The organism is Micromonospora sp. NPDC005173 (assembly GCF_040608515.1).
In the GTDB taxonomy this organism is placed as follows: domain Bacteria; phylum Actinomycetota; class Actinomycetes; order Mycobacteriales; family Micromonosporaceae; genus Micromonospora.
This window is the reverse complement of record NZ_JBEXIK010000051.1, coordinates 16,578-39,960: the sequence shown is the minus strand read 5'-3', so window position 1 is coordinate 39,960 and position 23,383 is coordinate 16,578. Positions and strand designations below refer to the sequence as shown.

Below are 23,383 nucleotides of genomic sequence, written 5' to 3'. Positions count from 1 at the left end.
CGCCGCTCAGCCGCTCGCCGCACCGGCTGCCGACGGCGGCCGATCGGTCCCGGGGGAGGGCGTGTACGGGCCGCAGGAAGACCGGACGACCAGTTCGGTCGGCAGCCGGACGTGCGGGTCGCGTTCGACGCCGCCGACGAGGTCGATGAGCAGCCGCATCGCCACGGCGCCCATGCGCTGCAGGGGTTGCGAGATCGTAGTGAGCTGCGGGGTGACCAGCGCCGACTCAGGGATGTTGTCGAAACCGATCACGGACAGGTCGTCGGGCACCGTGAGGCCCATGGTCCGGGCGACGTCCATCGTGGAGATCGCGGAGAGGTCGTTGCTGGCGAAGACGGCGGTCGGCCGGTCGGGCAGTGCCAGCAGTTCCGCGGCCGTGGCGGCGGCGCTCTCGACCCGGAAACCGCCGACGCGGACGAGTCGTTCGTCGACCGCGACGCCCGCGTCGGCCATGGCTCGGCGGAAGCCGGCCTCGCGAAGGCGCGCCGACTCGAGGTCGGGGCGACCGCTGATGTGGCCGATGCGGCGGTGGCCGAGCGACAGCAGGTAGTTGGTCGCGAGCACCGCGCCGGCGAAGTTGTCCGAGTCGACGGTGGGCAGCCCCGACGGGCCGGTGTGGGGGTCGACGGCCACGACATGGAAGCCCTGCTTGGTCTCGACCACCGTCGGCGTGACGATCACCGCCCCGTCGATGAGCGTCCCGGACAGGCGGGCCAGCGAGCGCCGCTCCCAGCCGACGGCCGTGCCGTCGCCGTCGCCGCCGGAGTAGGCCAGCAGTTGGTAGCCGGTGCCGGCGACCTCCTTCGACGCGCCCTTGAGCAGCTCGGTCGAGAACGGCTCGAACTCGGCGACCAGGATGCCCAGGACGTTCGTCCGGTGGCTGCGCAGGCTCTGCGCTCCCAGGCTGGCCTCGTAGCCGAGCTGGTGGATGACCTCCCGGACGCGCTCCACGGTCGCCTGCGCCACGCCGTAGCGACCGTTGACGACCTTCGACACGGTCGCCACCGAGACGCCGGCCGTACGGGCCACGTCCGACATCTTGACACGCTCAGGGAAGGTCACGCCGACGATGATAGTGGGCCACCTGGGACTCGTCGCGAGGGGTAGAAAACGTTATCGACAACGGTTGACACCCCGTTACGTGACTGTAAAACTCGCCGCACCTAAGTACCGCCACTGCTAGTCGAGGAGACGTGTCGATGGCGATGAAGCACCGCGCGGGCGCCACCCTGGCGCTGTTAATGACGACCGCACTGCTCGTCGCCGGGTGTAACGGCGGCGACAGCGAGGCACCCGCCGAGAACGAGCTCTACAAGAACCCGGTGACCCTGACCTGGTGGCACAACGCCTCCCAGGACGGGCCTGGCAAGACCTACTGGGAGAAGGCCGCGAAGGACTTCTCCGCACTGCACCCGACCGTCACGGTCCAGATCGAGGCGATCGAGACCAACCAACTCCAGCGCACCCGGCTCCCCGCCGCGCTGCTGTCCAGCGACCCGCCGGACATCTTCCAGGCGTGGGGCGGCGGCGAGATGCGTGAGCAGGTGGAGGCCGACTACCTCAAGGACCTCACCGATCAGGTCAAGGGCGAGGTCGCCAACATCGGCAGCGCGACCGAGATCTGGCAGGTGAACGGCAAGCAGTATGGCCTGCCGTACCGGATGGGGATTGAGGGCATCTGGTACAACAAGGACATGTTCGCGAAAGCGGGCATCACCGCTCCTCCGACCACTTTCGAGGAGCTCAACCAGGCGGTCACGAAGCTCAAGGCAATCAACGTCATCCCGATCGCGCTGGGGGCCGGTGACAAGTGGCCCGCGGCGCACTGGTGGTACAACTTCGCGCTGCGTGCCTGCTCGGTCGACACGCTCAAGAAGGCGTCCGTCGACCTGGTCTTCGACGACCCGTGCTTCGTCAAGGCGGGCCAGGACCTGAAGACCTTCATCGGCACCAACCCGTTCCAGCCGAACTTCATTGCGACGCCGGGCCAGAACGACCCGACCAGCGCCAACGGGCTGGTCGCCAACGGCAAGGCCGCGATGGAGCTGATGGGCGACTGGAACAGGGGCACCCTGGAGACCGTCGCCGAGGATCCCGAAGCGCTCACGAAGTTCCTCGGCTGGTTCCCCGTGCCGGCGATCGCCGGCTCCGCCGGTGACCCGAAGGCGGCCCTCGGCGGCGGCGACGGGTTCGCCTGCGCCAAGAACGCCCCGGCCGAGTGCGTCGAGTTCCTCAAGTACATCGTGAGCCCCGAGGTGCAGAAGGGCTTCGCCGGGACCGGCACCGGCCTGCCCGTAGCCAAGGGTGCGGAGGCCGGCGTGGCCGACCCCGCCCTGAAGTCCATCCTGGAGGCCACCTCGGGTGCGACGTATGTGCAGCTCTGGCTGGACACGGCCTTCGGCAGCACCGTCGGCAACGCGATGAACGACGCGGTCATCGCCATTTTCGCGGGCAACGGCACCCCGGAGAAGGTCGTCGAGGCGATGAAGGCGGCCGCGAAGAAGTGACCTCCACCAACCCGACCCTGAGCCCCGCCGGCGGCGCGTCCGTGCCGCCGGCGGGCCCCCCGGCCGCCCGACGCCCGTCGTCCCGCGCTGCCGAGACCAGACGCAAGTGGTACGAGATCATCGGGCTCACCACGCCGGCGGTCGCCGTCTACGTGATGTTCGTGCTGGTGCCGATGGGCTTCGCGGGCTACTACAGCCTCTTCCGCTGGCGCGGAGTCGGGCCGCCCACCGAGTTCGTCGGATTCAACAACTACATCCTCGCCTTCCAGGACCCGATCTTCCTGGACGCTCTTCGCAACAACGCCATCATCGTGTTCGGGTCGCTGCTGCTCCAGGGCCCCATCGCCCTGGCCGTGGCCCTGCTGCTCAACCGTCGCTTCCGCGGCCGCACCGTGTTCCGGCTCCTGGTGTTCGTGCCGTACGTCCTCGCCGAAGTCACCGTCGGCATCATGTGGAAGTTGATCCTCACCGGCGGCGGGACCATCGACGCGCTGCTGCGGCAGATCGGCCTGGGCAGCCTGGTGCAGGCGTGGCTCGCCGACCTCGACATCGTCATCTGGACGCTGCTGGTTGTCCTCACCTGGAAGTACGTCGGCTTCGCGATCATTCTCCTGCTCGCCGGACTGTCGAACGTGCCGCCCGAGCTGACCGAGGCCGCCGCGATCGACGGCGCGAGCTGGTGGCAGACCCAGCGGCACGTCACGCTCCCGCTGCTGGGCCCGACGATCCGGATCTGGATGTTCCTGTCGATGATCGGCTCGTTGCAGGTCTTCGACGTGATCTGGGTGACCTCGGTGCCCGCGGTCCGGTCGCTCGGCGCCTCGGCCACCATGGCCACGTACATGGTGGACAACGGCTTCTTCGCCCGGCTCTGGGGCTACGGCAACGCGGTGGCCGTGATCCTGTTCGTCATCTCCTTCATCGCGGCGCTGCTGTTCCAGCGCTTTCTCCTCCGTCGCGACATCGCGGGCGCCGTCACCGGAAGGAGGAACTGACCGTGGTCGAGAACGCGCTGACGTCCCCCTCGTCGCCGCACCGCCGTCCGTTCTCGTGGGGCAGTCCGCTGACCTACGGGCTGGCCCTCGCGATCGCCGCCGTCTCCATCGCCCCGGTGGTCTACGTGATCGTCGGCGGCTTCCGAACCACCCCGCAGATCATCGCGGACCCGGCCGGGCTGCCCGACCCGTGGGTGTGGGACAACTACGCCAGGGTCTTGACGCGGGTCGACTTCTGGCAGCAGGCGCTCAACAGCGCGGTGATCGCCCTGGGCACGACGCTCGCCGTCGTGCTGCTCGGCGTCTGCGCCGCGTTCGTGCTCGCCCGCTACAGCTTCCGCGGCCGGGAGACGCTCTACACCTTCTTCACCCTCGGTCTGCTCTTCCCGGCCGGGGCGGCGATCCTGCCGCTCTATCTGATGCTGCGCGACCTCAACCTGATCAACTCCTACTACGCGGTGATCCTCCCGCAGGTCGCCTTCTCGCTGCCGCTCACGATCGTGATCCTGCGTCCGTTCCTGGCCGCCGTACCCCGCGAGTTGGAGGACGCCGCGGCGATCGACGGCGCCGGCCGGCTCGGTTTCCTCTGGCGGGTCATGCTGCCGCTGTCCCGGCCCGCGCTGGTCACCGTCGGGGTCCTCGCGTTCGTGGCGAGCTGGAACGCCTTCCTCCTGCCGCTGCTCGTGCTCGGCGACGCCGACCTGCACACCCTGCCGCTGGGCGTGCAGAACTTCTCCAGCCAGTACACCTCCGACACCGCGGGAATCCTCGCGTTCACCTCGCTGGCGATGCTGCCGGCACTTCTCTTCTTCACCTTCGCCGAGAAGCAGATCGTCGGTGGCCTGCAGGGTGCGGTGAAGGGCTGAGCAGCACCGGTACGCGCAGAGACGCGAAACACCGCATAACCGTCTACCTGTTCGCCCAGCGGTCCCTCCTACGGGGGCCGATGGGCGTCGGAGGAAAGTGACCGACAACGTGACCGTGGACACCGAACCGAGCACCACCATCTGGAACGATCCCTCCTACGACCCGCCCACCCGCGTCGACGCCCTCGTCGCCGCGATGACCCTGCCGGAGAAGATCGCCCAGCTGTACGGCGTCTGGGTGGGCGCCTCCGCCGACGGCGGTGAGGTCGCGCCCCACCAGCACGAAATGGAGGAGCCGGTCGACCTCGACGAGCTGCTGCACACCGGGCTCGGGCAGCTGACCCGGCCGTTCGGCACCGCTCCGGTCGACCCGGCGCTCGGCGCGCTCTCCCTGCTGCGGACCCAGCAGCGGATCGCCGCCGCGAACCGTTTCGGCATCCCGGCCCTCGCCCACGAGGAGTGCCTGGCCGGCTTCGCCACCTGGGGCGCGACCGCGTACCCGGTGCCGTTGTCCTGGGGAGCCACCTTCGACCCGGCACTGATCCGGCGGATGGCCGGCCTGATCGGCGCCGACCTGCGCCGCCTCGGCGTGCACCAGGGGCTCGCACCGGTGCTCGACGTGGTCCGCGACGCCCGCTGGGGGCGGGTCGAGGAGACCATGGGCGAGGACCCGTACCTGGTGGGGACTCTCGCCACCGCGTACATCCAGGGGTTGGAGTCCGCCGGCGTGGTCGCCACCCTCAAGCATTTCGCCGGCTACTCCGCATCCCGGGCCGGGCGCAACCACGCGCCTGTCGGCATGGGCCCGCGGGAGCGGGCGGACGTGATGCTGCCGCCGTTCGAGATGGCGGTCCGGGAAAGCGGTGCGCGGTCGGTGATGCACGCCTACACCGACACCGACGGGATGCCGTCGGCGGCCGACGAGGAACTGCTCACGGGCCTGCTCCGGGAGACCTGGGGGTTCACCGGCACGGTGGTGGCCGACTACTTCGGCATCGCCTTCCTGCGCACCTTGCACGGGGTCGCCGGCAGCTGGGGCGAGGCGGCCGGGGTGGCCCTCGCCGCCGGGGTGGACGTGGAGTTGCCCACCGTGAAGACCTTCGGTGAGCCGCTGCACGAGGCCCTCGCCGCCGGGCAGGTGGCCGAGGCGCTGATCGACCGGGCGGTGCGGCGGGTGCTGCTGCAGAAGGCCCAGCTCGGGCTCCTCGACGACGGGTGGAACCCGGTGCCGGTGGCGCTCGCCGGCGTCGACCTCACCGACCCGGAGGCGGTGCGGGGCACCATCGACCTGGACCCACCCGCCAACCGGGAACTCGCCCGAGAGGTGGCCGAACAGGCCGTCGTCCTGCTGCGCAACGACGGCGTCCTGCCGCTGGCCAGGCCGGCGCGGATCGCGGTGGTCGGCCCGCAGGCCGAGAACCCGACGGCGGTGCTGGGCTGCTACTCGTTCCCGGTTCACGTCGGATCCCACCACCCGGAGCTGCCGCTCGGGATCGAGCTGCCCACCCTCGTGCAGGCGCTGCGCGCCGAGTTTCCAGGAAGCGAGGTCGTGGTCGTGCCCGGCGCGAGCGTCGACGGCCCGGAGACCGGTGGGTTCGCCCCGGCGGTCGAGGCGGCCCGGGGCGCGGACGTCGTCATCGCGGCCCTGGGTGACCGGGCCGGGCTGTTCGGCCGGGGCACCAGCGGTGAGGGCTGCGACGCGGAGTCGCTGGCCCTGCCCGGGGTGCAGCAGCAGCTGCTGGACGCGCTGCTGGAGGTCGGCGTCCCGGTGGTGGTCACGCTGATCGCCGGCCGGCCGTACGCGCTGGGCCGGGCGGTCGACGAGGCGGCGGCCATCGTGCAGTCGTTCTTCCCGGGCGAGGAGGGGCCGTCGGCGATCGCCGGTCTGCTCAGCGGGCGGGTCGAGCCGCAGGGTCGGCTGCCGGTCAGTGTGCCGCGCAGCCCGGGTGGCCAGCCGACCACCTACCTCGCCGCCCGGCTGGGCCAGGCCAGCGACGTCTCCAACATCGACCCCACGCCCGCGTACGGCTTCGGGCACGGGCTCAGCTACACCCGATTCGACTGGTCGGAGCTGACGGTCGAACAGGCGACGGCGGAGACCGACGGGGAGCTGCTGCTGGCCTTCACGCTGCGTAACAGCGGCACCCGGTGGGGCAGTGAGGTGGTGCAGCTCTACGCGCACGACCCGGTGGCCTCGGTGGTGCAGCCGGTGCAGCGGTTGATCGGCTACCTACGGGTGCCGCTGGAGGCCGGCGCCAGTCGCCGGATCGAGGTGACCGTGCCGGCCGACCTGCTCTCGTTCACCGGGCGGGACGGGCGGCGGGTGGTCGAGCCGGGGGAGCTGGAGTTGCGGCTCGCCTCGTCCAGCACGCAACCGCGGCTGGTGGCGACCGTCGAGCTGACCGGGCCGGTACGGCAGGTGGACCACACCCGGCGGATGCACCCCACGTTCACGGCCCACCCGACCGACTGAGCGCGACGTGTACACCGACCTGCCCGAGGAGCAGCTGCACGGCTACCGCAGCGCGGTCCGGGAACCGGCGGACTTCGACCAGTTCTGGGCCGGCACCCTGGCGGAGGCCTGGGACGCCCGCTGGCCGGTCCGGGTCGAGCCGGTGACGACCGGGCTGGTCAGCATCGACGTGTTCGACGTGACGTTCCCGGGCTTCGCCGGCCAACCCGTGCGGGGCTGGCTGCGGGTGCCCCACGGAGCCGGCATGGCGCTGCCGACCGTGGTCCAGTACGCCGGCTACGGCGGCGGTCGTGGGCACCCGCTGGAGAACCTGCTCTGGGCGGCGGCCGGGTTCGTGCACCTGCAGATGGACACCCGGGGGCAGGGTTCGGGCTGGAGCCGGGGAGCCACCCCGGATCCCGGTGCCGCCGGCCCGGAGGCGCCCGGGGTGGCCACCCGGGGTATCGCCGACCCGCGCACCTACTACTACCGCCGGCTGATCACCGACGCGGTCCGGGCGGTGGACGCCGTCCGGACCCTGCCGGTGGTCGACCCGACCCGGGTGGCGGTGCTCGGTCACAGCCAGGGCGGCGGGCTGGCGCTCGCGGCCGGCGCACTGGCACCCGGCGTACGGACGGTGGTCGCCCTCGTGCCGTTCCTCTGCGACATCCCGCGCGCGATCGTCGCCACCGACGCCCGCCCGTACCGGGAGATCCGGGACTACCTGGCGATCCACCGGGACGCCGAGGAGCGGGTGCTGGCCACCCTGGCGTACGTCGACGGGGTGAACTTCGCCCGGCGCTGCCGCCGGCCGACGCGGTACTCGGTGGCGTTGATGGACGACATCGTGCCCCCGTCGACGGTCTACGCGGCCGTCAACGCCCACGCCGGGCCGACCGAGCTGTCGGTGTGGCGGTACAACGGCCACGAGGCCGGCGGGATCGACGACGAGGCGGCGCTGCGCTTCCTCGGCGAGCACCTGGCCGAGGGCGCCGAGCCGATTCGGCCGGCGGTCGGACGGCGATCCGGAGCGGAGCTCCGGTCGGGCTGATAGACAGGACGGGTGCGCAGGTCAGGGCGAGTGGGCGGCGGCGCCGTGCTCGCGCTGGTCGTGCTACTCGGCGGCTGCTCGCGGCCGGAGCCCCGCCCGGCGCCGACGGGTGCGGGGTCGACGTCGCTGAGCCCTGGCGCGTCCGCCACGGCCCGCCTGCCGGGGTTCGTGGTGCTGACCGACCTCGACCCGCGCATCCACGCCGACATCCGGTACGCCACCGCGCACAACTTCGTCGGCCGGCCGATCACCGCCTACCAGGAGCCGCTGTGCCTGCTCACCCGGCAGGCGGCCGAGGCGCTGCGCCGGGTGCAGGATGCCGCGCTGGCCGGCGGGCACAGCCTCAAGGTGTACGACTGCTACCGCCCGCAGCCGGCGGTGGACGACTTCGTCGCCTGGGCGAAGCGCCCCGGCGAGCAACAGACGAAGGCCGAGTTCTATCCGGACGTGGCGAAGAGCCGACTCTTCGCCGACGGTTACATCGGGGCGCCCACGGCGCACAGCAGGGGCAGCACCCTGGACCTGACCCTGGTCGACGAGCCGGCCGCCAGCCAGCCCCCGTACGCGTCGGGTCAGCCGCTGGTGGCCTGTACCGCGCCGCGCGGGCAGCGCTTCGCCGACAACAGCATCGACATGGGCACCGGCTTCGACTGCTTCGACACCCGGGCGCACACGGCCGACCCCGGGATCACCGGCACGGCCCGGGACAACCGGCGGCTGTTGCAACGGTTGATGACCGACGGCGGGTTCGTGAACTACGACCGCGAGTGGTGGCACTACAGCTTCCGCGACGAGCCGTACCCGGACACCTACTTCACCGCGCCGGTGGCCCGCTCCTCGGTCGGCTGACAACCCGGCCGGCACCGACGCCGCCGACGCCGTCCGGCATGATCGACGCCGTGACCACCGAACGGATCGGCCCCCCGGTGACCGGTGGGGAGCGGGAGACGCTGCGCGCGTTCCTCGACTTCCACCGCGCGACGCTGGCCCTGAAGTGCGACGGCCTCTCCGACGAGGAACTGCGCCGGCAGTCGATGCCGCCCTCCTCGCTGTCCCTGCTCGGCCTGGTCCGGCACCTGGCCGAGGTGGAACGCGCCTGGTTCCGGCGGGTGATCGACGGCGAGGACCTCGGGCTGGTCTGGTCGGCGACCGGCGACTACCAGCAGGCGTACGACGCCAGCTCCGCCACCCGCGCCGAGGCGTTCGACGCCTGGCAGCGCGAGGTCGAGCACGCCCGCCGCATCGAGCGGGCCGCGCCGTCGCTCGACGTGACCGGCCACAACGCCCGCTCCGGCGAGGACGTGTCGCTGCGGCTGGTGATGCTGCACCTGATCCACGAGTACGCCCGGCACAACGGCCACGCCGACTTCCTGCGCGAGGGCATCGACGGCACCGTCGGCGTCTGACCCCCCGCCCACGGCGCGCGAGCTGCCATTCGCGGCATTCACCGCGAATGGCAACAACACCAGGCCAACGACGCCTACCAACAGTCGCAGGGGTGTTTGACGTCGAGCAGCGGAACGCATAACCTTTCATCGATCTGTAAACCTTGTATACAGATGGTTCACGTCGACGCGTCGGCGCGCGTCCCCAGGCCACCACCGAAGGGACGATCAGATGATCGCAGAACTCTCCTCCCGTACCAGACGGATCATCTCGCTGCTGGTCGCCTTCGTCGTCGCGCTCAGCGTCGGCCTCGCCGTCAACGCCTCGCGTACCGCGCAGGCCGCTCCGACGTTCAAGGTCCTGGCCTTCTACAACGGCACCTGGGACGCCGCACACATCGACTTCGTCCGGGATGCCCGGGCCTGGTTCCCGCAGGCGGCCGCCCAGTACGGCTTCTCCTGGGAGGCGACCACCAACTGGGGCCTGCTGAACACCGCCAACCTGGCGCAGTACAAGGTCATCATGTTCCTGGACGACGCGCCACCCACCGCGCAACGGGCCGCGTTCCAGCAGTACATGCAGAACGGCGGCGCGTGGCTGGGCTTCCACGTCACCGCCTTCAACACCAACCCGTCGAGCTGGAGCTGGTACTACAACACCTTCCTCGGCACCGGCGCGTTCCAGTCGAACACGTGGGGACCCACCCGGGTCACCCTGCGCGCCGACAACCGCACCCACCCGGCCACCCGGCAGCTCCCCGCGACCTTCCCGTCGTCGATCAGCGAGTGGTACTCCTGGAGCAACGACCTGCGGCAGAACCCGGACATCGACATCCTCGCCTCGATCGACCCGTCCAGCTTCCCGGTCGGCACCGACCCCAACCAGTCCTGGTACAGCGGCTACTACCCGCTGGTGTGGAGCAACAAGCGGTACAAGATGCTCTACGCCAACTTCGGCCACAACGCCATGGACTACAACACCAACACCGGGCTGTCGTCCACCTTCGACAGTGAGCCACAGAACCGGCTGCTGATCGACGGTCTGCACTGGCTCGCCGGTGCCGGCGCCGGGCCCACCCCGACGCCCACGCCGACCGGCCCCATCTCGCCGACGGCCTGGCACACCGTGGTCAACCGGGCCAGCGGCAAGTGCGTGGACGCGCGGGCCGCCGACAGCACCAACGGCACCGCCATCCAGCAGTACGCCTGCAACAACAGCACCGCCCAGCAGTACCAGTTCGCGCCGACCAGCGGCGGCTACCTGCGGGTCAACAACCGCAACAACAGCGCTCAGGTGCTCGACGTGACCAACGTGTCGACCGCCGACTCGGCACCCATCCAGCTCTGGTCCTACAGCGGTGGCAACAACCAGCAGTGGCGGGCGGAGTCGGAAGGCGGCAGCTACTACCGCCTGGTCAACCGCAACAGCGGCAAGTGCCTCGACGTGCCGGGCGCGTCCACCGCGGACAGCGTCCAGCTCATCCAGTACGCCTGCAATGGCACCGCCGCGCAGTCCTTCCGGCTGGTGCCGCAGCCATAGACCCGGCGCAGTAACGTGCCCGCCATGGCGATTCCCGACCGCGTACCGATCGCGTACGAGCCCGACTACCGCACCCGCTTCATCGGTCGGTACGACAAGGGTCAGTTCTTCGGCTCCGTCACGGCCACCCTGGAGGACGGCAGCGGCGCCGAGGACGACTGGTACCGCCACAAGCGGTGGTATGCCGTGCTGCACCGGTTCGACCCCGACGGTACGCACACCGACTCGGACATCTGGTTCGCCGGCACCAGCGAGGACGAGCAGGCCTCCGTCGACCGGGCCGAGGCCCGGCTCGTCGAGTGGCTCGACGCGCTGCCCGGCCGGGTCTTCGACGACATCGCCATCAAGCTCTTCCAGGTCGAGGTCGACGGGCACGTCTTCGGGCTGGTCGACGGAACCGCGGACTACGACGGCAAGGACCACGCCGAGTTCGTCCCCGACGACCTCGGTTTCGACCCGCCCTGGGACGGCTGCTACGACACCTGAGCGGCGCGGCCGAGCCGGGCGGCCACGCCGCGCAGCACGCCGCGCAGCTCCGGTGGGTCGAGCACGTCGAGGTCCACCTCAAGGGTGCCGAGGAAGGCGGCCAGGTTGCTCAGCGACTCCCCGCCGGTGTGCAGCAGGCAACTGTGCTCGTCGATCGCCTCCAGCAGGCCCGCCGTGCTGGGGATCCGCTGCGCCATCCGATCGGCCGGCGCGTGCAGGCGTACCCGCGCCGGGTGCGGCCACGCCGTGGAGCCGACGCCGCGCAGCACGTGCGCGACCGCGTCGCCACCCGGCGGCTCCCGGGGCGTGAAGCGCGGACCGCCCGGCACCCGGGGCTGGATCCGGTCGGCGCGGAAGGTCCGCCAGTCGGCCCGGTCGGTGTCCCAGCCCAGCAGGTACCAGCGTCGCCCGGTGTAGACCAGCCGGTACGGCTCGACGTCCCGGACGGTGGCCGTGCCGTCGTGCCCGGCGTAGTCGAAGCGCAGTCGCTCCTGGCGGTGCACGGCCGTGGAGACGGCGGTGAGCGTCTCGGCGTCCACGGTCGGGCCGCCGGCGGCGGCGGAGACCGTCGCCGCGCGCAGGGCGTCCACCCGGTGCCGCAACCGCGACGGCAGCGCCTGCTCCAGCTTGGCCAGCGCGCGCAGCGAGGTCTCCTCGATACCGCGCACCGAGCCGGACGCGGCCGCCCGCAGGCCGACGGCCACCGCCACCGCCTCGTCGTCGTCGAGCAGCAGTGGCGGCAGGGCGGACCCGGCGCCGAGGCGGTAGCCGCCAGCGACCCCGGGGCGTGACTCGATCCGGTAGCCGAGCACCCGCAGTCGTTCGACGTCGGTGCGTACGGTGCGGGTGCTGACCGCCAGCCGGTCGGCCAGCTCCGTGCCCGACCAGTCGCGGTGGCCCTGCAACAGGGCGAGCAGGCGCAGCAGCCGCACGGAGGTCTCCACCATGTCCGCGAGTCTGCCAGGTATTGCGGAAGCCCATGTTCCGCAATGTCGCCCGCAGGCGCGCGGTTAACCGGTTGCCCGGCACCGCGACCGCCTGCTGAACTACCCGAAACCGCCACCAACCTTCAGGGAGTAGTAATGCGCGCTGCGTCGATGTCCGACCAGAAGGGACCTGTCACCGACCCGAAGGACATGACGCTGCGTGAAAACCCTCAACCTCGGCATCCTGGCGCACGTCGATGCCGGTAAGACCAGCCTGACCGAGCGACTGCTGCACGACGTCGGTGTGCTCGACGAGATCGGCAGCGTCGACGCGGGCAGCACCCGCACCGACTCCCTGGCGTTGGAACGACAACGCGGCATCACCATCCGCTCCGCCGTCGTCTCCTTCGTGGTGGACGACGTGACCGTCAACCTGATCGACACCCCCGGGCACCCGGACTTCATCGCCGAGGTCGAACGGGTGCTCGGCGTGCTCGACGGCGCGGTACTAGTGATCTCCGCGGTGGAGGGGGTCCAGCCGCAGACCCGCGTGCTGATGCGCACCCTGCGCCGGCTGCGCATCCCGACGCTGATCTTCGTGAACAAGGTCGACCGGGCCGGGGCCGACCCCGATCGGGTGCTGCGGGCCGTCGCGGAGAGGCTGACCCCGTCCGTGGTGGCGATGGCTTCGGTGGCGGCGCCCGGCACCCGGGACGCCCACTGCACGCCGTACGGTCCGGCCGACGACACGTTCACCGACCGGCTGCTCGACCTGCTCGCCGGGCAGGACGACGCGCTGCTCGCCGACTGGGTGGCGGACACCTCGGCACTGCCGTACCCCCGGCTGCGCCGGGCGCTGGCGGTCTGGACCGGCCGGGCGCTGGTCCATCCGGTGTTCGCCGGCTCGGCCATCACCGGTGCCGGGGTGGACGCGCTGATCGCCGGCATCACCGAGCTGTTGCCCACGGTTCGGGGCGACGCCGACGCCCCGGTCTCCGGCACCGTCTTCGCCATCGAGCGCGGCCCGGCGGGGGAGAAGATCGCCCTGGTCCGGCTCTTCGCCGGCACGATCCGGGTGCGTGATCGGATCCGCGTCGGCGCGACCGGAGCGGCCCTGGTCACCGCCGTACGCGTCGTCGCCGACGGCGCCGACGTCGCGGCGTCGTCGGTCGGCGCGGGCCACATCGCCCGGCTGTGGGGCCTGACCGATGCGCGGATCGGCGACCCGGTCGGCGTACCCCACGAACGCGCCGGCGGGGACCGGCACTTCGCGCCGCCGACCCTGGAGACCGTCGTGGTCCCGACCCGGCCCGCCGACCGGGTCGCGGCGCACGCCGCGCTGAGCCAGCTCGCCGAGCAGGATCCACTGATCAACCTGCGGCAGGACGACCGGCAGCACGAGATGACCCTCTCGCTCTACGGCGAGGTGCAGAAGGAGGTCATCCAGGCCACCCTGGCCGACGACTTCGGAGTGGCGGTGACCTTCCGGGAGAGCAGCACGGTGCACGTGGAGCGGGTGTGCGGCGTCGGCGCGGCGGTCGAGGTGATCGCCGTGGCGCCCAACCCGTTCCTGGCCACCGTCGGGTTGCGGGTGGCCCCCGCACCGGCCGGGGCCGGGGTGAGCTTCCGGCTCGGCGTCGAGCTGGGATCGATGCCGCCGGCCTTCTTCGCCGCCGTCGAGGAGACCGTGCACCGGACACTGCGTCAGGGACCGCACGGCTGGCAGGTCCCCGACTGCGAGGTGACGATGACCCACGCCGGCTACTGGGCCCGGCAGAGCCACTCCCACGGCACCTTCGACAAGAGCATGTCCAGCACGGCGGGGGACTTCCGCAACCTCACCCCGCTGGTGTTGATGGCCGCGCTCACCCGTGCCGGCACCCGGGTCCACGAGCCGGTGCACCGATTCCGGCTGGAGGCGCCGGGTGACATCCTCGGCACCCTGCTTCCCGCGCTGGCCCGGCTGGACGCGGTGCCGACCAACACCACCGGCCAGGGCACGTCGTACCTGGTGGAGGGGGAGATCCCGGCGGGCCGGGTACACGCGCTGGAGCGCCGGCTTCCGGCGCTGACCCGGGGCGAGGGCGTGTTGGAGACCGCGTTCGACCGGTACCGGCCGGTGCGCGGCCCGGCTCCCACCCGACCCCGCTGGGATCACAACCCGCTGGACCGCAAGGAGTACCTGCTGGCGGTCGCCCGCCGGGTCGTCGGCGGCCGGTAGCGGGCGCGGCCGGGCCTGGCGCAATATCCATTGCGGACCGGTCCCGGCCGGCCTAGCGTCATCGGCGCAAGGTCAACCGATCAGAGCCCGGGGAGTACGCCGTGTCGCAGCGCAACCGCACCAAAGCCACCTGGCGCACGCCAGGTGCCGGTGCCGGGTTGCCCTCGGGCGTGCGGTACCGGTGTCTCGGCCAGCCCGGTCAGGGCCGGCAGTTGGGGCGGCGTCACTCCTGACGCCAGCGCGTCAGACGCCGCCGCCCACCCACTGAGGGTCGGGCGGCCTTTTCATATCCGACGAGCTTCCGCGCCCGGCCGTCTGGCGCGCAATCATTTCCGGTCACCCCGCGCGATGCTGGTGCCGGCACGACACAAGGAGACCGCCATGGGATTCACCCCCCTCGCCGGCACCCGGGCACCGGTCCGGGTCTGGACCGACCCGTACGCCATCGAGCCGCAGGCCGCCCGGCAGCTGCGCAACATCGGCGCGCTGCCCTGGGTGCAGGGCGTCGCGGTGATGCCGGACGTGCACTTCGGCAAGGGCGCCACCGTCGGCTCGGTCATCGCCATGCGGCAGGCCGTCTCGCCGGCCGCCGTCGGCGTGGACATCGGCTGCGGCATGTCGGCGGTCCGCACCTCGCTGACCGCCGCCGACCTGCCGGACGACCTGGCCGGGCTGCGCTCCGCGATCGAGGCCACCATCCCGGTCGGCTTCGCCCAGCGGGACAAGGCGGTCGACCCGCGCCGGGTGCGTGGTCTGGAGCAGGCCGGCTGGGACGACTTCTGGGGCCGGTTCGCCGGGCTGGACCGGCGGGTGGCGCAGCTGGAGACCCGGGCCCAGCGGCAGCTCGGCACCCTCGGCGGGGGTAACCACTTCATCGAGGTCTGCCTGGAGCAGGGTGGTGCCGACGAGGGACGGGTGTGGCTGATGCTGCACTCCGGATCGCGCAACATCGGCAAGGAGCTGGCCGAGCGGCACATCGGGGTGGCGCGACGGCTGCCGCACAACGTCGAGCTGCCCGACCGGGACCTTGCGGTGTTCCTCACCGGTACGCCGGAGATGGACGCCTACCGGCGCGACCTGTGGTGGGCGCAGGAGTACGCGCGGCGCAACAGGGCGGTCATGCTGGCCCTGCTCTGCGGCGTGGTGCGCGAGCACTTCCCGCAGGTCGGTTACGACGAGCCCATCTCATGTCACCACAACTACGTCTCGGAGGAGAGCTACGACGGCGTGGACGTGCTGGTCACCCGCAAGGGCGCGATCCGGGCCGGCCGGGGCGACCTGGGCATCATCCCCGGGTCGATGGGCACCGGGTCGTACATCGTGCGGGGTCGGGGGAACCCGGACGCGTACTGCTCGGCCTCGCACGGGGCTGGGCGGCGGATGTCACGGGCGCAGGCCAAGCGGACCTTCAGCACCACGGACCTGGCCGCGCAGACCGCTGGCGTGGAGTGCCGAAAGGACGCCGGGGTGGTCGACGAGATCCCCGGCGCGTACAAGGACATCACCGAGGTGATGGCCCAGCAGGAGGACCTGGTGCAGGTGGTGGCGCACCTCAAGCAGGTGGTCTGCGTGAAGGGCTGACCGTGCCGACGGGCCGCGCGGGCCGGGATGACCGGCCCGCGCGGCAACTCCTCAGAAGCCGGCGAAGACCCGGCGCAGGTCGTCCAGGCTCACCGGGCCGGTCACCCGCACCTCGTCCGGGGTGTGCTGGGGACCCAGCCGCCCGGTGGCCAACCGCAGCCACGCCTCGGCCGGGGCGGTCAGCTCGCCGTCCGGCTGCCGCGGCGCGTCGGTCAGCTCGATCCGCTCACCCAACCGCAGCCCGTACGTCTGCTCGGGCTCCTGCAGTCGCACCAGCAGCGCGGCCTCCCGGCCGGCCAGCTCCTGTGGCCGGCTGGTCCACGCCAACATGCCGCCGACCTGGTCGAGCAGCAGCGGCACCGCCTCCGGCGTCACCGCCGCGAACGGGTTGAACGCCACCTCGACGTCCCACTGGTGCAGGGCGAACTCGCTGAGCCGGAACCGGCCCGCGGTGGCGACGTCGACCGGGTCCGGCAGGAAGCCGAGGTCGATCCGCAGCGAGGCCCGGCTCTCGGCGTCCAGCGCCTCGTACGCCCCGACGAGGCGTTCGTTGGCGGCGAGGAACCCGGCGGCGTGTTCGGCCGGGGCCATCGCGTCCCAGCGCTGCCAGACGCCGCGGTTGAAGTCGCCGTCCGGGCCGGGCGCGCCGGTGCGAGCCGCGGTCAGCGTCGCGAGGTTGATCTCCGCGCCGCTGCCCAGGTGGCTGAGCACCTGGGACACCTGCCACTCGCTGGCTCCCGACGGCAGCAGCAGGTCGTCTTCCTTGAGGTCCCGGACGAGCGTGGCGAGCTCCTCGTGGCCCGCGCGCAGCGCGTTGATGATCTGGTCGGCAGCCGTGGACATCTGTCTCCTCAACGGATTTTCGGTGATGGTCGGGACGCTACCGGACGCCGCCGCCGGCCGGTCCCACTCCGGGTCGGAGCGGGCCGGCCGGCGGCGGCGGTCGGCTCAGCCCATGTGCACGGTGGTACCGGTCGGGACGTCCTCCTTGCGCACCTTGACCAGGATCAGGGTGGCCAGTCCGGCGAGCACGATCAGCGCCGCGCCCCAGGCGAACGCCACGCTGTAGCCGTGTACCAGCGCCTCGATCTGGTTGACCGGGTTCGGTGCCCGGCCGACCAGGTACGCGGCGACCGCGCTGGTGTACATGGTGTTCAGCAGCGCGGTGCCCAGCGAGCCGCCGATCTGCTGGGTGGCGTTGAGCGTCGCGCTGGCCGCGCCGGCGTCGTGCTCCGGCACCCCGACCAGGGCGAGGCTGGACAGCGGCACGAACGTGAACCCGAGGCCCATGCCGAGGATGACCTGGGCGGGCAGCAGGTGGGTGAGGAACGAGGTGTCCACGTCGATCTGGGTCAGCAGCAGCATGGCCGCGGCGGCGAGTACGGCACCGCCGACCATCAGCGGCTTGGCACCCACCCGTGGCATCAGCTGGCTGGCCCCACCCGCCGCGATCAGCACGCCGGCGGTGACCGGCAGCGAGGCGAGCCCCGCCTCCAGCGGCTTGTACTGGAGCACCACCTGGAAGTAGAAGGTCAGGAAGAGGAACGCGCCGAACAGGCCGGCACCGATCAGCGTCGAGGCGAGGTACGCACCGCCCCGGTTGCGGTCCAGGATGATCCGCATCGGCAGCAGCGGGTGGTTGGAGCGCAGCTCGATCACCACGAAGGCGGCGAGCAGCACCACACCGGCGGCGATGAAACCGAGCGTCGCGGCGGCGTCCCAGCCGTCCTCGGCGGCCTTGGTGAAGCCGTACACCAGGGAGACCAGGCCGGCGGTGACGACGACCGCGCCGGGCACGTCGTAGCGGGTGTTGCCGTGCGCCCGGCTCTCCGGCACCAGCGGTAGGGCGAAGGCGATGGCGAGCGCGGCGACCGGGATGTTGACCAGCAGGCACCAGCGCCAGTCGGCGTACTCGGTGAGCACCCCGCCGAGCAGCAGGCCGACCGCAGACCCACCGCCGGCGATCGCGCCGTACACCGCGAACGCCTTGGCGCGCTCCGTGGCCTCGGTGAACAGGACGGTGAGCAGAGCCAGCGCGGCCGGGGCGAGCAGCGCGCCGAAGGCGCCCTGCAACGCGCGGGCGGCGAAGAGCATCCCGCCGGTGGTGGCCAGACCGCCCAGCGCGGAGGCCAGCGCGAAGCCGGTCATGCCGACCAGGAAGGTCCGCTTGCGGCCCCAGTAGTCGGCGATCCGGCCGCCGAGCAGCAGCAGGCCGCCGAACGCCAGCGTGTAGGCGGTGACCACCCACTGCCGGTTCGCGTCGCTGATGCCGAGGTCGGCCTGGGCCTGCGGGAGCGCGATGTTCACGATGGTGGCGTCCAGGACCACCATCAGCTGCGAGATCGCGATGACCGCCAGCGCGATCCAGCGCTTCGGGTGCGGCGCGCCTGTCGACGTCCCAGCGCCGGGCGCACCGGGGGCGGTCGAGGTAGTTCCGGGCATGGTGAAGCCTTCCGTGTGCGTGTTGCTGGTGTGGATCAGGCCTGAGACGGGCGGTCGGGCTGGTAGCGGAGCACCGGAATCAGCACCTGGTCGACGACCTGGGTGAGGAACGCGTCATCGGCGGGTAGGCCGGACGCGACGATGCGGGACATGGAGAGCGCGGGCGCCAGCTCGTGGAACAGCTCCCGTTCACCGGCCTCGGGCGGGATTTCGCCCCGGGCTGCGGCGCGGACCAGGATGGCCGTGCTGGCCACCCGCCCGGCCGGCAGCACCTGGTGGCGCACCAGGCGTTCCAGCTCGGGATTGGTCCGCATGGCGAAGGCCAACGCCTGCATCAGGTCGCAGTCGGCCGCGCAGACAGCGGCCGTGGCGCGCAGCAACTCGATCAGGTCGCCGCGCAGTGAGCCGGTGTCGGGCGGGTTGTGTACGCCCACCTGCCGGTGGCGCAGGGCGGCGACGACCAGTTCGGTCTTGCCGTCCCAGCGCCGGTAGATGGTGGCCTTGCTGACGTGGGCCCGGGCGGCGACGGCGTCGATGGTCAACCGGTCGAAGCCGACCTGGCGAAGCACCTCGATGACCACGGCGAACAGGTCGCTGTCGGAGCATCGCGCGCCCCGGGCAGCCGGCACCCCGGCACCCGCGCCCACCTGCTGACCGCCAAGCATTCCGACCCCCGCGAAACGATGTCGTACTGACCCTAGTTCGCGGTTGGGTGATCGTGCAGCGTTTTATGAGCTGCGTCGCACCGGGCTGACGAAACGATTACGTTTCCGCCCGGTGTCCGGCAGGTGTCCCGGTCAGATCGCCGTGCCCGGCGGGGACTTCAGCAGGGGCGACGCCTCGGCGGCATAACCACCACGCCCATCGCGGAGAGCGCTCGCCGCGATGCGAATCAGATCGATGTTGACGCCGGCAGCGCCACTCGGGTCGTGCACCTTCAGCTTCACGTCAAGGCTCACTGCAGTCTCACCCCACCCCTGCGCCTCAATGCTGAGGTGTGCCACCTTCTCCGACTGAAGCTGCGAAAGATACCCGAATGGGGCCATCTCCACCTTGTCCGCCGCCGACAGGGCGTTGAGCTTGGACTGCTTCTTGGTGTTGGAATTCTCGGCCAGGTTGCGGAAGTCCTCGGTACCGCCCAGGTTGACCTGATAGGAACTGGCCAGGGTGAGACCCCGCTCCTCCAGCAACCGCAGCAGCGCGTTGTGCACCACCGACGTGCCGAACTGGCTGGCCAGATCGTCACCGAGCAACGGCAGACCCGCCGCCTCGAAACGATCGATCCAGAGTGGATCGCGGCCGATCGCGTCAGATGTGGTGTTGATGAAGGCGACGCCTGCCCGGCAGGCGGCCTCGGCGTAGGCCCGGGCCGTATCCGGACGGCCGCTGGGTGCCGAGTACAGCAGCACCTCAGCCCCGGTCAACGCCGCCGCCACACGATCGACCTCGCTGGCGTCGACCAGGCCCCTGGTCACCGGGACACCCGACGGCGGCAGGTCGGCCGCGAGACGGGGAAAGTTGTTCGGTGGCAGGAAGATCGCCTCGGTCAGATCTTTGCCAACCTTGCCGTCGGACATGGCGAAAGCGGCGACGAAGTCGATGTCGTCCACGCCGAGGCCATCGATGACCGGCCGGCGGATACCAACCAGACTGCCGGTCTGTCGATAAAAGGAAATCCCCTGCACCAACGCTGACGTGTTGTTACCTACACCCGCCACCGCGACCCTCACCCGTTCGATCATGAACGCGACGGTACTTCACCGGTTCGTGGGCGAGGGGTCGCGGCGGTGCGGGCTCAGGTCCCGGCGGGCGCGAGGATCACCGGCACGGCCACCGTGTTGATCCGTGAGCCGTCGCGCGCGGACACCTCGTACACCTCGATGGTGCCGCGCTGCTCCCGGGCCGTGCGCCAGCCGACCACCACGCGGTACGCGCCCCGGCAGCCGCTGCCGCAGCTGGCGGTGCCGAAGCCGGCGGCAACTTCCCGGCCGGCGGCGTCCAGGACCCGGACACTGACCGTGGCCTCGAACACGTCGGCGGTGCCGGTGACGGTGAGTGGGGCGCCGACGCGTTCGCCGACGCTCGGTCCGGTGACCACGATCGGCGGCAGCAGGCCCGAGTAGTCGGAACGGTCGACCGGGGGCCCGTCGCCGAAGCGGACCTGCCGCACGGTGGGGAACTGGGTGAGCGTCCACACCACCTGCGCCTCGCGCAGCCGCCGGCGCCCCGCCGGGTCGTCGGCGGACGGGACGGGCCGCAGCGTCGCCACGCCGTCGGTGATCCGGGTGACCTCGACGCCGGCCGGGAGCAGGGTGGTCAGCCCGGTGGCGGCCTCCGCCGGCGTGGGCCCGGCGGCCAGCTCGGTCAGCGCCAGTCGGGACGTCGCGACGGTGGCCGGTCGGGTCCGCCGGGTCGGGACGAGCTGCCCGGATCGGACGTACCACAGCTCAATGGTCACCGTGGCCGGCTGGCGCGTGCCGGTGCTGGCCGGTGGCGGCGGGCGGGACGGGCCGCTGGTGGGTGACGGTGGCGGTTCCGCCGGCGGGGTGGGCGTCGGGTCCCCCGGGGGCCCGGTGGGTGCCGCACTCGACGGCGCCGCGGTGGGCGCCGGGCCGAGATCACCGGAGCGGGGGGTGCCGCACCCGCCGAGGAGCAGCGCGGCGATGAGCACCGGTGCGGTCACACCGGCCGCACGGCGCCGGCTCATCCCGCACCGCCCGCAGCCGTGCCCGCCCTGCGCCCGCCCTCGGCGTGCTCGTCGGCGTGGCCTCTGGACCGCTCGTCTGCCTGCGCGACGGCGGGCCGCCTCCCGGCGTCGCCGAGGTGGGGCCCGCGGGCCGGCAGCTCCAGCCGGAACCGGGTGCCGGCGCCCGGTTCGCTGCGCACACTCAGCACCCCGTCGAGCAGGGCGGCGTGTTCCCGGGCGATGGCCAGCCCCAGCCCACTGCCCGGAGCCGAGCGGGACGGGTCGACCTTGTGGAACCGGTCGAACAGGCGTGGCAGGTGCTCGGCCGGGATGCCCGGCCCCTGGTCGGTGACCTCGAAGACGACCAGTGGGCCCGCCGCGGCCACGGTGGCCCGGATCTCGCCGTCGCCGTGCTCGACCGCGTTGGCGACCAGGTTGGCCAGCACCCGCTCCAGCCGGCGTGGGTCGGTGTGTAGCGCGACCGGGTCGGCCGTGACCACCACCCGCTCCGACCAGCCGCGCGCCCCGATGATCGCGCGCAGCAGTGCCGGCGCGTCGACCGGCTCGACGCTTGGCTGCTCCCGCCCGGCGTCCAGCCGGGAGATCTCCATCAGGTCCTCGACCAGCCGGCGCAGCCGGACCACGTCGCCGACCAACAGCCGCGCGGCCGGCCGGGCGTCGTCCGGCAGTTGGTCGAGGTGCTCCCGCAGCAGCGAGGCCGCGGCCACCAGTGCGGTCACCGGGGTACGCAGCTCGTGCGCGACGTCGGCGGTGAACCGCAGCTCCCGGGCCTGCGCCGCCGACAGCGCGGCGATCTTCGACTCCAGTGCCTCGGCCATCTCGTTGAACGACGCCGCCCAGTCGCTGAACTCGTCCCGCCCGCGCACCGGCAGGCGGGTGGCGAGCAGACCCTCGGTGAGTGCACGGGCTGCCCGACTGGCCCGGCTCACCGGCTCCAGCGTGCGACGGGCCAGGGCGTGCCCCACCCCGGCGGCGAGCAGCACCACGAGCACCCAGCCGGCCAGCAACGCGTTGCGCAGCTGACCCAGGTCGGCGGCGATGTCGTCCTCGACCGTGATCACGTACAGCTCGGCGGTCGAGCCGGGGATGCGTCCGCCGACCACCAGCAGCCGGGGCCGCTCCGCCGGGGCGGACCGTTGGTAGCCGAGCTGTCCGTCCGCGACGGTGGCTCGCAGCCGGGTGCTCAGGGTCGGGGCGTACGCCGAGTGCGAGGGTCGGGCCGGGCCGTCGACGAGCACCACATGCCGGCCGCTGCCCTCGAAGCTGGTGAGCAGCTCGGTGCTGCGCTGGTCGGTCAGCGGCAGGAACTGCCCCGCGAGGACGAGTTGGTAGCGGGCGTCGGCGGCGGCCTGGTGCAGCGAGGCGTCCAACCAGGACTGCCGCAGCAGCAGACCCGCCCCACCGGCCAGCAGCCCGGCGGAGACCCCGGCGACCAGCACGAACGCGATCGTCAGCCGGCGCCGCAGGCGGCCCGGAGGCACCGCGCGTCCGGCCATCGCCGACCTCCCGTCAGCCCGTGGACAGCTTGTAGCCGGCACCGCGCACGGTGCGGACCAGCCGTGGGTGCGCCGGATCGTCCTCGACCTTGGCGCGCAGCCGCTGCACCGCCACGTCGACCAGCCGCGAGTCGCCCAGGAAGCTGTGGTTCCAGACCAGGTCCAGCAGCAGCTCCCGGGTGAAGACCTGGCCTGGCCGGCGGGCCAGCTCCAGCAACAGGCGGAACTCGGTGGCGGTCAGCGTCACCTCCCGGCCGTCCCGTCGCACCACGAAGCTGCCCGGGTCGATCTGGAGGCTGCCGACCTCGATGGTGCTGGAGGCGACCGGCGCGCTGGCCCGACGCAGCACCGAGCGGACCCGGGCCACCAGCTCGGGCAGGTCGAACGGTTTGCGCAGGTAGTCGTCCGCACCGCACTCCAACCCGACCACCACGTCGAGCGTGTCGGTGCGCGCGGTCAGCATCAGGATCGGCACCTGGCTGGTGCGCCGGATCTCCCGGCAGACCTCCAGGCCGTCCAGGCCGGGCAGCATGACGTCGAGGACGATCAGGTCGACCGGGTGGGCCCGCCACGCCGCCAGGGCCTGCCGCCCGTCGACGGCGGTGTCGACCCGGAAGCCGGCGCGGCGCAGACCGAGGGCGGTGACCTCCCGGATGGAGGCATCGTCCTCGACCACCAGCACGCGGCCCTCCACCACCTGAGGGTAGACCCGCCGCGACGGTGCGCAG

The 23,383-nt window shown here is 71.9% G+C and carries 20 protein-coding genes; 11 read left to right on the top strand and 9 right to left on the bottom strand.

Annotation, left to right across the window (positions count from 1 at the left end; genetic code table 11):
• Nucleotides 1-6: 6 nt before the first annotated feature.
• Nucleotides 7-1,062, bottom strand: coding sequence for a LacI family DNA-binding transcriptional regulator (locus ABZV00_RS32470; protein ID WP_355613318.1), 1,056 nt, complete (start codon nucleotides 1,060-1,062; stop codon nucleotides 7-9).
• A 137-nt stretch (nucleotides 1,063-1,199) separates the two neighbouring features.
• Here ABZV00_RS32470 and ABZV00_RS32465 point away from each other — a divergent pair, with 137 nt between their 5' ends.
• The 9 genes from ABZV00_RS32465 to ABZV00_RS32425 all read left to right on the top strand — a co-directional run bounded on the left by ABZV00_RS32465 (nucleotide 1,200) and on the right by ABZV00_RS32425 (nucleotide 11,282).
• Nucleotides 1,200-2,507, top strand: a complete 1,308-nt coding sequence (locus ABZV00_RS32465; RefSeq protein WP_355613316.1) for an extracellular solute-binding protein — start codon at nucleotides 1,200-1,202, stop codon at nucleotides 2,505-2,507.
• Nucleotides 2,504-3,502: a sugar ABC transporter permease gene (locus ABZV00_RS32460; protein WP_355613314.1), complete on the top strand. Its 999-nt coding sequence runs from the start codon at nucleotides 2,504-2,506 to the stop codon at nucleotides 3,500-3,502. Before ABZV00_RS32465 ends, ABZV00_RS32460 begins: the two co-directional genes overlap by 4 nt.
• On the top strand, nucleotides 3,499-4,368 hold the full coding sequence (locus tag ABZV00_RS32455) for a carbohydrate ABC transporter permease (protein WP_328426672.1): 870 nt from the start codon (nucleotides 3,499-3,501) through the stop codon (nucleotides 4,366-4,368). The genes ABZV00_RS32460 and ABZV00_RS32455 overlap by 4 nt, the downstream gene beginning before the upstream one ends.
• A gap of 97 nt (nucleotides 4,369-4,465) precedes the next feature.
• Nucleotides 4,466-6,841 (top strand): glycoside hydrolase family 3 N-terminal domain-containing protein, encoded by a 2,376-nt coding sequence (locus ABZV00_RS32450; protein ID WP_355613312.1) that lies wholly within the window; start codon nucleotides 4,466-4,468, stop codon nucleotides 6,839-6,841.
• A 7-nt stretch (nucleotides 6,842-6,848) separates the two neighbouring features.
• Nucleotides 6,849-7,871 (top strand): acetylxylan esterase, encoded by a 1,023-nt coding sequence (locus ABZV00_RS32445; protein WP_355613310.1) that lies wholly within the window; start codon nucleotides 6,849-6,851, stop codon nucleotides 7,869-7,871.
• Between the two features lie 30 nt (nucleotides 7,872-7,901).
• Entirely contained in the window at nucleotides 7,902-8,720 is an 819-nt protein-coding gene (locus ABZV00_RS32440; RefSeq protein WP_355613308.1) for a M15 family metallopeptidase, read from the top strand.
• A 50-nt stretch (nucleotides 8,721-8,770) separates the two neighbouring features.
• Nucleotides 8,771-9,277, top strand: a complete 507-nt coding sequence (locus ABZV00_RS32435; RefSeq protein ID WP_355613307.1) for a DinB family protein — start codon at nucleotides 8,771-8,773, stop codon at nucleotides 9,275-9,277.
• A 211-nt stretch (nucleotides 9,278-9,488) separates the two neighbouring features.
• Complete coding sequence (locus ABZV00_RS32430) at nucleotides 9,489-10,796, top strand: RICIN domain-containing protein (protein ID WP_355613305.1); 1,308 nt, start codon at nucleotides 9,489-9,491, stop codon at nucleotides 10,794-10,796.
• A gap of 24 nt (nucleotides 10,797-10,820) precedes the next feature.
• Nucleotides 10,821-11,282 (top strand): hypothetical protein, encoded by a 462-nt coding sequence (locus ABZV00_RS32425; RefSeq protein ID WP_355613303.1) that lies wholly within the window; start codon nucleotides 10,821-10,823, stop codon nucleotides 11,280-11,282.
• Here the strand turns inward: ABZV00_RS32425 and ABZV00_RS32420 are convergent.
• On the bottom strand, nucleotides 11,270-12,229 hold the full coding sequence (locus ABZV00_RS32420) for a YafY family protein (RefSeq protein ID WP_355613301.1): 960 nt from the start codon (nucleotides 12,227-12,229) through the stop codon (nucleotides 11,270-11,272). The two genes, ABZV00_RS32425 and ABZV00_RS32420, sit on opposite strands and share 13 nt — an antisense overlap.
• Nucleotides 12,230-12,428: 199 nt before the next feature.
• Between ABZV00_RS32420 and ABZV00_RS32415 the strand changes: the two genes are divergently transcribed.
• On the top strand, nucleotides 12,429-14,429 hold the full coding sequence (locus ABZV00_RS32415) for a translation factor GTPase family protein (protein ID WP_355613299.1): 2,001 nt from the start codon (nucleotides 12,429-12,431) through the stop codon (nucleotides 14,427-14,429).
• A 381-nt stretch (nucleotides 14,430-14,810) separates the two neighbouring features.
• Nucleotides 14,811-16,010 carry an RtcB family protein gene (locus ABZV00_RS32410; RefSeq protein ID WP_355613297.1) on the top strand — a complete coding sequence of 400 codons (1,200 nt, stop codon included), beginning with the start codon at nucleotides 14,811-14,813 and terminating at the stop codon, nucleotides 16,008-16,010.
• Nucleotides 16,011-16,061: 51 nt separating this feature from the next.
• Here the strand turns inward: ABZV00_RS32410 and ABZV00_RS32405 are convergent, their stop codons facing one another.
• The 7 genes from ABZV00_RS32405 to ABZV00_RS32375 form a co-directional block, all read right to left on the bottom strand.
• Complete coding sequence (locus tag ABZV00_RS32405; protein ID WP_355613295.1) at nucleotides 16,062-16,853, bottom strand: maleylpyruvate isomerase family mycothiol-dependent enzyme; 792 nt, start codon at nucleotides 16,851-16,853, stop codon at nucleotides 16,062-16,064.
• Between the two features lie 105 nt (nucleotides 16,854-16,958).
• The gene (locus tag ABZV00_RS32400) at nucleotides 16,959-18,452 is read right to left on the bottom strand and encodes an MFS transporter (RefSeq protein WP_355613293.1); all 1,494 of its coding nucleotides are present in this window, start codon (nucleotides 18,450-18,452) and stop codon (nucleotides 16,959-16,961) included.
• A gap of 35 nt (nucleotides 18,453-18,487) precedes the next feature.
• Nucleotides 18,488-19,117, bottom strand: a complete 630-nt coding sequence (locus ABZV00_RS32395; protein WP_355613291.1) for a TetR/AcrR family transcriptional regulator — start codon at nucleotides 19,115-19,117, stop codon at nucleotides 18,488-18,490.
• Nucleotides 19,118-19,249: 132 nt separating this feature from the next.
• Nucleotides 19,250-20,194 carry an inositol-3-phosphate synthase gene (locus tag ABZV00_RS32390; RefSeq protein ID WP_355613289.1) on the bottom strand — a complete coding sequence of 315 codons (945 nt, stop codon included), beginning with the start codon at nucleotides 20,192-20,194 and terminating at the stop codon, nucleotides 19,250-19,252.
• A 53-nt stretch (nucleotides 20,195-20,247) separates the two neighbouring features.
• Entirely contained in the window at nucleotides 20,248-21,159 is a 912-nt protein-coding gene (locus ABZV00_RS32385; RefSeq protein ID WP_355613287.1) for a Gmad2 immunoglobulin-like domain-containing protein, read from the bottom strand.
• Nucleotides 21,156-22,655: a HAMP domain-containing sensor histidine kinase gene (locus ABZV00_RS32380; RefSeq protein WP_355613285.1), complete on the bottom strand. Its 1,500-nt coding sequence runs from the start codon at nucleotides 22,653-22,655 to the stop codon at nucleotides 21,156-21,158. Before ABZV00_RS32380 ends, ABZV00_RS32385 begins: the two co-directional genes overlap by 4 nt.
• A gap of 13 nt (nucleotides 22,656-22,668) precedes the next feature.
• Nucleotides 22,669-23,349, bottom strand: coding sequence for a response regulator transcription factor (locus tag ABZV00_RS32375; protein WP_328417342.1), 681 nt, complete (start codon nucleotides 23,347-23,349; stop codon nucleotides 22,669-22,671).
• Nucleotides 23,350-23,383 lie beyond the last annotated feature (34 nt).